At 67.3% G+C, this 8058-nt stretch carries 7 protein-coding genes; 4 read left to right on the top strand and 3 right to left on the bottom strand.

Going from position 1 to position 8058, the window contains the following annotated elements; all coding sequences use genetic code 11:
• Positions 1 to 15 precede the first annotated feature (15 nt).
• Positions 16 to 942 (bottom strand): SMP-30/gluconolactonase/LRE family protein, encoded by a 927-nt coding sequence (locus tag E1263_RS10980; RefSeq protein ID WP_132167127.1) that lies wholly within the window; start codon positions 940 to 942, stop codon positions 16 to 18.
• 70 nt (positions 943 to 1012) lie between these two features.
• Between E1263_RS10980 and E1263_RS10975 the strand changes: the two genes are divergently transcribed.
• The 3 genes from E1263_RS10975 (at position 1013) to E1263_RS10965 (ending at position 4762) form a co-directional block, all read left to right on the top strand.
• Positions 1013 to 1462, top strand: a complete 450-nt coding sequence (locus tag E1263_RS10975; protein WP_132167126.1) for an Lrp/AsnC family transcriptional regulator — start codon at positions 1013 to 1015, stop codon at positions 1460 to 1462.
• Between the two features lie 67 nt (positions 1463 to 1529).
• Complete coding sequence (locus E1263_RS10970; protein ID WP_238161168.1) at positions 1530 to 3308, top strand: acetyl/propionyl/methylcrotonyl-CoA carboxylase subunit alpha; 1779 nt, start codon at positions 1530 to 1532, stop codon at positions 3306 to 3308.
• 104 nt (positions 3309 to 3412) lie between these two features.
• Positions 3413 to 4762, top strand: a complete 1350-nt coding sequence (locus tag E1263_RS10965) for a serine hydrolase domain-containing protein (RefSeq protein WP_132167125.1) — start codon at positions 3413 to 3415, stop codon at positions 4760 to 4762.
• Here the strand turns inward: E1263_RS10965 and E1263_RS10960 are convergent.
• Positions 4752 to 5444 carry a hypothetical protein gene (locus tag E1263_RS10960; protein ID WP_132167124.1) on the bottom strand — a complete coding sequence of 231 codons (693 nt, stop codon included), beginning with the start codon at positions 5442 to 5444 and terminating at the stop codon, positions 4752 to 4754. The genes E1263_RS10965 and E1263_RS10960 overlap by 11 nt on opposite strands.
• Before the next feature lie 148 nt (positions 5445 to 5592).
• Here E1263_RS10960 and E1263_RS10955 point away from each other — a divergent pair, with 148 nt between their 5' ends.
• Entirely contained in the window at positions 5593 to 6474 is an 882-nt protein-coding gene (locus E1263_RS10955; RefSeq protein ID WP_132167123.1) for a peptidylprolyl isomerase, read from the top strand.
• A 445-nt stretch (positions 6475 to 6919) separates the two neighbouring features.
• Here the strand turns inward: E1263_RS10955 and E1263_RS10950 are convergent, their stop codons facing one another.
• Positions 6920 to 8038, bottom strand: a complete 1119-nt coding sequence (locus tag E1263_RS10950; protein WP_238161167.1) for a glycoside hydrolase family 76 protein — start codon at positions 8036 to 8038, stop codon at positions 6920 to 6922.
• Positions 8039 to 8058 lie beyond the last annotated feature (20 nt).

Below are 8058 nucleotides of genomic sequence, written 5' to 3'. Positions count from 1 at the left end.
GATCCAGGGGTGAGCCTATTCCTTTGTGGCGTACGGCGGGGGTGCTCCACGGGTGGTGAGGTGCCAGGACCAGACCGAAGTTGTTGCCGTGACGAACAATCGGTTGCCGCGCGGGCCGCCGAAGGTCAGATTGGAGACGATGTCGGGGAGCAGTAGCTTGCCGATCAGGGTGCCGTCCGGCGCGAAGCAGTGCACGCCTTCATGGGTCGCGGCCCAGACCCGGCCGGTCTCGTCCAGCCGGATCCCGTCGAACCGGCCGGCCGTGCACGGCGCGAACACCTCGCCCCCGGTCAGCTTCTCGCCATCAACCGTGAACCGTCGAATGTGCAGGCCCGGGGTGTCGACGACGTACAGCTCGGTCTCGTCGAGGGAGAAGGCCAGCCCGTTCGGCCGGAGGAAGTCGTCCGCGACGACAGTCAACCGGCCGCTGGGGTCGATCCGGTAGACGTAGCAGCCGTCGAGCTCCTGCTCCCCCGCGTGTCCCTCGTAGTTCGAGGTGATCCCGTACGGCGGGTCGGTGAACCAGACCGAACCGTCGCTCCGGACGACGACATCGTTCGGACTGTTCAGCCGCTTGCCGTCCAGATGCGACGCGAGCACCGTGCGCGATCCGTCGTACTCGGTCCGGATCACCTGGCGCTCGCCTTGCGCGCAGCTCACCAGCCGGCCCTGCCCGTCGATGGTGTTGCCGTTGATGAACCCGGACGGCTGCCGGAAGACCGTCGTCTGCCCCGACACCTCGTCCCAGCGCAGCAGACGGTCATTCGGGATGTCGCTGAAGATCAGGCTGCGCCAGGCCGGTGCGTACGCCGGTCCCTCCAGCCAGCGACCGCCGTCGTACAGGCACTCGACGTAGTCGTCCCCGGCGATCGCGAACCGTTCGTCGAGCGCCACCAGCTCGGCCCGGATCCGCGTCGGTGTCTCTCCCAGCGTGATTGTCACGAGTCCCCTCCACGAGATCTCATCCTGCTAACATCCTCGTCAACAGAATGACATACAGCTGGGGGCATCAATGACCGTAGACGATATCGATCGCCAGCTGCTTGCTCAGCTTCAGCAGGACGCCACCCAGTCGTACGCCGTCCTTGGCCAGGCGGTCGGGCTGTCCGCGGCCGCCACCCACGAGCGGGTCCGGAAGCTGAAAGCGTCCGGCGTCATCCGGCGGACCACGATCGAGGTCGATCCGGTCGCCCTCGGCCGGGGCGTCGCAGCCTTCGTCCTGCTGGACGCGAGCACTTGGATGGGCGACGAACCGACCCGGCGCGCACTGACGGAGATCCCGGCGGTCGAGGAGGCCCACATCATCGCCGGACCGGCATCGGTCCTGGTGAAGGTGCGGACGGCAACCACGGAGGACCTGCAGGCGACCCTACGCGCGCTCCACCAGGTGGACGGCGTGACCAGTACGCAGACAGTCGTCGTACTGGAGTCGTTCTTCGAGCGACAGCCCACAGTGATGTGATGCACGCCCTCCCCACTGTCCACGGTTTGGACTCTAGAGTGGCCCCAGGCTTGGAAGGAGTCGCGCTGTGTCGAAGCAGATCACCAAGGTGCTGGTTGCCAACCGGGGCGAGATCGCCGTCCGGGTCGTCCGGGCCGCGGCCGACGCGGGGCTGGGCAGCGTCGCCGTGTACGCCGATCAGGATCGGGACGCCCTGTTCGTGCGGCTCGCCGACGAGGCGTACGCGCTGGACGGGTCAACCCCGGCCGAGTCATACCTGAACATCGCCAAGATTCTGGATCTCGCGGCCCGCTCCGGCGCGGACGCGGTGCACCCGGGGTACGGCTTCCTGGCCGAGAACGCCGAGTTCGCCCAGGCCGTCATCGACGCCGGGCTGATCTGGATCGGCCCGCCGCCGTCGGCGATCGACTCGCTCGGCGACAAGGTGAAGGCCCGGCACATCGCCGAGAAGGTCGGCGCACCCCAGGTCCCCGGCACGCCGAATCCGGTGGCCGATGCTTCCGAGGTGGTCGCATTCGCCGAGGAATTCGGACTACCGATCGCGATCAAGGCGGCGTACGGGGGTGGTGGGCGCGGCATGAAGGTCGCCCGCAACCTGGAGGAGATCCCGGAGCTGTTCGAGTCCGCGACCCGCGAGGCGGTCAGCGCCTTCGGGCGTGGCGAGTGCTTCGTCGAGCGATACCTGGACAAGCCGCGGCACGTCGAGACGCAGTGCCTGGCCGATGCTCACGGCAACGTCGTGGTCGTCTCCACCCGGGACTGCTCACTGCAGCGCCGCTACCAGAAGCTGGTCGAGGAGGCGCCCGCGCCTTTCCTTTCGGATGAGCAGCTGGCGACCCTCTACAAGTCGTCCAAAGCGATCCTGCGCGAGGCCGGGTACGTCGGCGCCGGCACCTGCGAGTTCCTGGTCGGCCAAGACGGGTTGATCTCGTTCCTCGAGGTCAACACCCGGCTGCAGGTCGAGCACCCGGTCTCCGAAGAGGTCACCGGGCTGGACCTGGTCCGGGAGATGTTCCGGATCGCGAACGGCGAAGAGCTCGGGTACGACGACCCGGTGGTGAGCGGGCACTCGATCGAGTTCCGGATCAACGCCGAGGACGGCGGCCGCGGCTTCCTGCCCGCACCTGGCACGCTGACCAAGTGGAAGCCCCCGAGCGGTCCGGGCGTCCGGATCGACGGCGGGTACGACGAGGGCGAGACCGTCCCCGGCGCGTTCGACTCGCTGGTCGCCAAGCTGATCGTGACCGGTCGCGACCGGACGCAGGCGCTCGAGCGGTCCCGCCGGGCGCTTCGCGAGTTCGTGGTCGAGGGCATGCCCACCGTCGTCCCGTTCCACGCGACAGTCGTTTCGGATCCGGCATTCGTCGGCGACAACGGGTTCCAGGTGCACACGCGCTGGATCGAGACCGAGTTCGACAACAAGCTCACGCCGTACGACGGCCCGACCGCCGAGGCGCCTGAGGATGCCGAGCGGGCGAAGGTCGTCGTCGAGGTCGGCGGCAAGCGGCTTGAGGTCGCACTGCCGGCTGGATTCGGGATCTCCGCCGGTGGCGCTGCGGGCGGTGCGGGCGCTGGCGCGAAAAAGAAGCCGGCTCGCCGTACGGGTGGCTCAGGTAAGGCGGCCGCCTCGGGCGACTCGCTGACCTCGCCGATGCAGGGCACGATCGTGAAGCTGGCCGTCGAGGAAGGCGCCACGGTCGCCGAGGGCGACCTGATCGTCGTCCTGGAGGCGATGAAGATGGAGCAGCCGCTGAACGCGCACAAGGCCGGCACTGTGACCGGCCTGTCCGCCGAGGTCGGCGCGACGGTCTCGGCCGGCGCTGTGCTCTGCGAGATCAAGGACTGATTTCCTCCTGACCTGAACACTGTTCAAGAAAACTCTTGAACAATGTTCAGGTTGTCCGTTACTGTTCCTTGAACGATGTTCAAGTTCAAGGAAAGGTGAGGACGATGGAGCTCCACGAGTTTGTTGCCGCGAAGGCCGCCGAGCTGGGCGTGCCGGGTGCGGCGGTCGGCGTACTGGTCGACGGCGCCGAGGTATTCGCCGGGCATGGCGTGACGCGGGTCGGAGGGACGGAGGCGATCGACCGGGACACGCTCTTCCACCTCGCGTCGGTCTCGAAGACCTTCACCGCGACCGCCCTCATGCGATTGGTCGCTTTGGGAAAGGTCGAGCTCGACGCACCGGTACGGCGTTATGTCCCGGATCTGCAACTGGCTGACGCCGACGCGGCCGAGCGGATCACCGTCCTGAACCTGCTCAACCACACCGCCGGTCTCGACTGGAATCTGGTCGGCGACCTCGACCCGACGCTGGCCGGATTCGTGGCCAAGCTGGCCGAGCTTCCGCAGATCGCTTCGCCGGGCTCGCGGGCGTCGTACAGTCAGGCGGGGTTCAATCTCGTCGGCCGGATCATCGAGAACGTGACCGAACTGCCTTATGAGCAGGCGATGGCCTCGTTGTTGTTCGAGCCGCTCGGGCTGACCAACACGGTCTTCGACATCGACGATGTGATGATCCGCAAATTTGCCGTCGGCCACAATCCGGATGCGGACGGCGTACTGCGGCCCGCCGTACCGTGGAAAGCCTGGAAGGCTGGGGACCGCGGCAACAACCCTGGCGGCGGTGTCGTGTCGACCGTTGGCGACTTGTTGCAGTGGGCAAAGTTTCAGCTGGGCGATGGCGCCGGCTTACTGCCTGCTTCGGTTCTGCACGGGATGCGGGACGAGACCGTCGCGTTGCGGGCGAGCACATTGGGCGACGGGTTCGGGATCTGCTGGTTCCGCAAGACGATCGACGGGGTGCTGACGATCGGCCACGGCGGCTCGGGCAACGGCCAGTACGCCGAACTCCTCGTCGTACCGTCGACTGGGTTTGCCGTTGTGTCACTGACGAACTCGGGGCCGGACGGGTATCAGCTCAACCAGGCGGTATTGCGGTGGGCGCTCGAGCACTATCTCGGATTGGTCGAGCGTGCGCCGGAGCCGCTGCCCTACGACGAGGCGCGAGCCGTGGAGATGGCCGGCCGGTATGAGAACGACGCGATGAACGTCGACATCGTTGCTGAGGGCACCAACATCACCCTCGCCGTCGAGATCAAGCCCGAACTCCGCGCGAGCACCGAAGCCACGATCCCGCCGGACCTCCCGGCCGCCGCCCTCGCTCTGCTCCCCGATGACGAGTTCGTCATCACTGCCGGCGGCCTGGCCGGGCAGCGCGGCTACTTCACCCGCGGTACGGACGGCCGGATCACCGGCGGTGACCTGGCCGGCCGCTTGTTCGCGAGGACTAGCGCGTGACGTTCGCCGAGTAGGCGTACCAAACCGTGGCCGACGACGCGACGTACGCGCGATACGCCCGGCTGCGGTTGGTGGTGAGCGTGTAGGTCGCCGCGCCGGTCGAGCTCGGCACGACGTACCCAAGGTCCTTCCAGACCGAGGAACCCGGGTCCTTGGACTGGAACAGCACCCGCCCGTGATGGCGCACGAAGCCCTTGGTCTTGGCGCTGTAGTACGTCGGGCGCGCGGTGAGCGTGGTCTTCGTCCCGCTCCGTGCTCCGGTCAGCGAGACCGCCGCGCCGTACTTGGTGGTCGAGGTCGCGGAGCGCAGGCTGGCGATCCACGCTCCGGTCCGATCTGCACCGTGGCCCGACGGCGCGGTCCAGTGCATCACCCGACCGGGGTAGGTGTTCTCGAGGACGACACCGCAATTCGGGTGGCCCCAACCACACGCCACCTGATACGACGTACCGGTGACGCCGTCGGCCTGTCCTACCCAAACGGCCTCGTAAACCGCCTTGGGACAGGTGGCCCCCATCCCGATCGGCAGGCGAGCGTTCGGCTTGGTGATCGCCACCTTCGCCGGGATCCCGAACTGACAGGCCGGCAATGCTTCCGGCTTGGCCTGTGCCGTGGCCGCTTGCACCCCCATCAGCCCCGAAGCAACCACACCAACCGCCAGTACCAACGCGCGTCCCCGCATGAACCCTCCCAAGTCCGACCGATGCGCCGCAGCCTACTGGTCTACGCCTGAACCACGCCCGGGCTGGTCACAGTTCAGACGGTTTACAGACAGTTCTCAGGTTGACGCTGTAAGTTCCCTCCAGACATCACGGTGAGGGAGGGTTTGCATGTCCAAGAGGACCCACGAGCAGCAGCTCGCGGCACGGAAGGCCAAACGGCAGGCCGAGCGGCAGGCTGAGCGGTCCCGGCAGCGGCGGAACCTCGCCGTCACGGTGACCGCGGTGGTGGCCGTTGTCGCAGTCCTGGTCGGAGTTTTCGTGCTCTTCGGTCCCAAGGGCAGCAACGACACCCCGGCGGCCGGCGACACCCCGCCGACCGATGCGCCCGCGGTCCCCGACGGCAAGCCGAAGAGCATCCCGACCGCACTGGCCCCCGCGCCGAAGCGGGCGACGGCGCTGCCGGCCGAGGTGAACTGCACCTACAAGAAGGGCGCCGAGCCGGCCAGTAAGAAGGTCGACCCGCCGTCCGACGGCAAGATCAAGGCCTCCGGGACGTCGAAGGTCAGCCTGAACACGTCCGTCGGCGACCTCCAGGTCACCCTGGACAGCGCTCTGGCCCCCTGCACGGTGAAGAACTTCCTGAGCCTCGTCGGCCAGAAGTACTTCGCCGACACCACCTGCCACCGGCTCACCGTCGGCGAAGGCCTGCAGGTCCTCCAGTGCGGCGACCCGACCAAGGACGAGGCCAAGCAAGGCAGCGGCGGCCCCGGCTACAGCTTCGCCGACGAGGTCTACCCGACCCTGAAGTACGGCCGCGGCATCCTCGCCATGGCCAACTCGGGCCCCAACACCAACGGCAGCCAGTTCTTCATCGTCTACGGCGACGCCTCCGGCCTGGGCCCGCAGTACACCGCCTTCGGCACCCTCGACGAGCCCAGCCTCAAACTCATCGACAAGGTCGCCAACGCGGGCGTCAAGCCCAAGAACGGCCCCACCGACGGCAGCCCCGTCACCCCCGTCAAAATCAACACCGCAACAGCAGCCGCCTGATCTTTTCAACAGCCGCCGCCCGAAGGAACCCCTTCGGCGGCGGCTGTTTCTTTGCCCCAGGGCGCACGAAGGACTGCAGGTAGTCGCCCACGTATACCCGCCCGCACGTGTGAGTCCGTCCCGAGCACACCGCATCCCCGCACCACCTGCAGTTCTTCGTGCAGCCTGCATCCGAGAACGCGAGTCGCCGACAGGTGGACCGCCATCACCCACCAACTCGTGGACTAGTCGTTCCGCCACGCTCGGCCATCACTCACCAGCGCGGCTGGGGCGGACGCCACACACTGATCAACCTGCGTGGCCACAACCACAGCACGCTCAATCCCCGCACCTCTTGACCATCTGCAGCAGGTTGATCAGTGGCACAGGTTCGCCGGAACCGCATGATCTCGCGAAAGGACGGTCGGCGCGACCGCGCGAGGCGGCCGCGCCGAAGGGGCGTCCGTCAGGCCAGGAGGTGGTAGCGGGAGCGGGGCCAGGCGAGGAGGGCGTGGACCTGGGCGATGCCGGATTGCTGGAGGAGTTCCACGGAACCCTCGCGGAACTTGTAGAGGTTGGTGGCGGGGTCTCTGGTGGTGTTCCACTGGTCATCGGCGTACGCCTGCATGGCTTTGCGGTAGCGGGGGTCAGGAGCCACCGAGTCGAGGATCAGCAGGTTCTTGAACCAGATGGAGTTGAACGCGGCGCCGTTCTTGGCGAGGATCTCGCGCGTGTTGTAGAAGGCGAGTGACGCGTTCGCGACCGACTTGGCTTCGCGCAGGTAGCGGTGGTCACCGGTTGCCTTGTACAACAAGACGCCGGCCCCGAGCATGACGCCCTGGTTGTAACTCCACTGCGTCTTCTCAACGTTGCCGGCCAGGTCGATGTGGTCCCAGTAGAGACCGTTCGGCGCGAGCATGCAGTCCTGCGCCCACTGGTACATCCGCTTCGCCCACGTCAGGTACGACCGGTCACGCGTCAGCAGATACAGGTGCGCTCCGAGCTCAGCGCCCGGTCCGTTCGACACGGTGTTGCGGTCCTGGCTCCACGGCGCCTGCGTCCAGTAGACCCCGCCGGCGCACGGATGCGCCGGGTCGGTGTCCCACCCGTGCACGACCAGGGCGAAGATCTCCTTGGCCCGAGCGAGCGACGTACGGTCTCCGGTGCGTTTGTAGTTCTGGATCAGGTGCAGCCCGATCCACTCGTTGTCGTCGTAGAACTTGTCGCCGCCCCCACCCAGCGGCGCCCGCACGTAGGAGTCGTACCCCTTCGGCGTCGTCGTCGAGTTCCAGTACGGCGAATAGGCGTCGATCCGGCGTTCCGCCTCGGCCGCCGCCTTGTGCCCGGAGCCCGGGATCCCGGCGATGTCCTCGGCCGCGATCGCCGCCTGCGAGTACGGCCAGACGTACGAGTACGGGTTGGTCTGGTGGTTCGGGTACTCCTCGAGCAGCAACCCGTGCTCGGTACCGAAGTACTTGTTGATCGCGTCATACGACGCCTTGGCGCGGGCCGCCGGACTTGTCACGGCGCTCGCCGCCGAGACCTGCAACGACCCCACGACCGCGGCCGCCACCAGGCCGGCCACGATCCGAGTTGATATACCCA

Origin of the sequence: Kribbella antibiotica, assembly GCF_004349055.1 — a bacterium.
Classification (GTDB): Bacteria; Actinomycetota; Actinomycetes; order Propionibacteriales; family Kribbellaceae; genus Kribbella; species Kribbella antibiotica.
The sequence above is the reverse complement of the archived record's forward strand: the minus strand, read 5'-3'. Positions and strand labels throughout refer to the sequence as shown.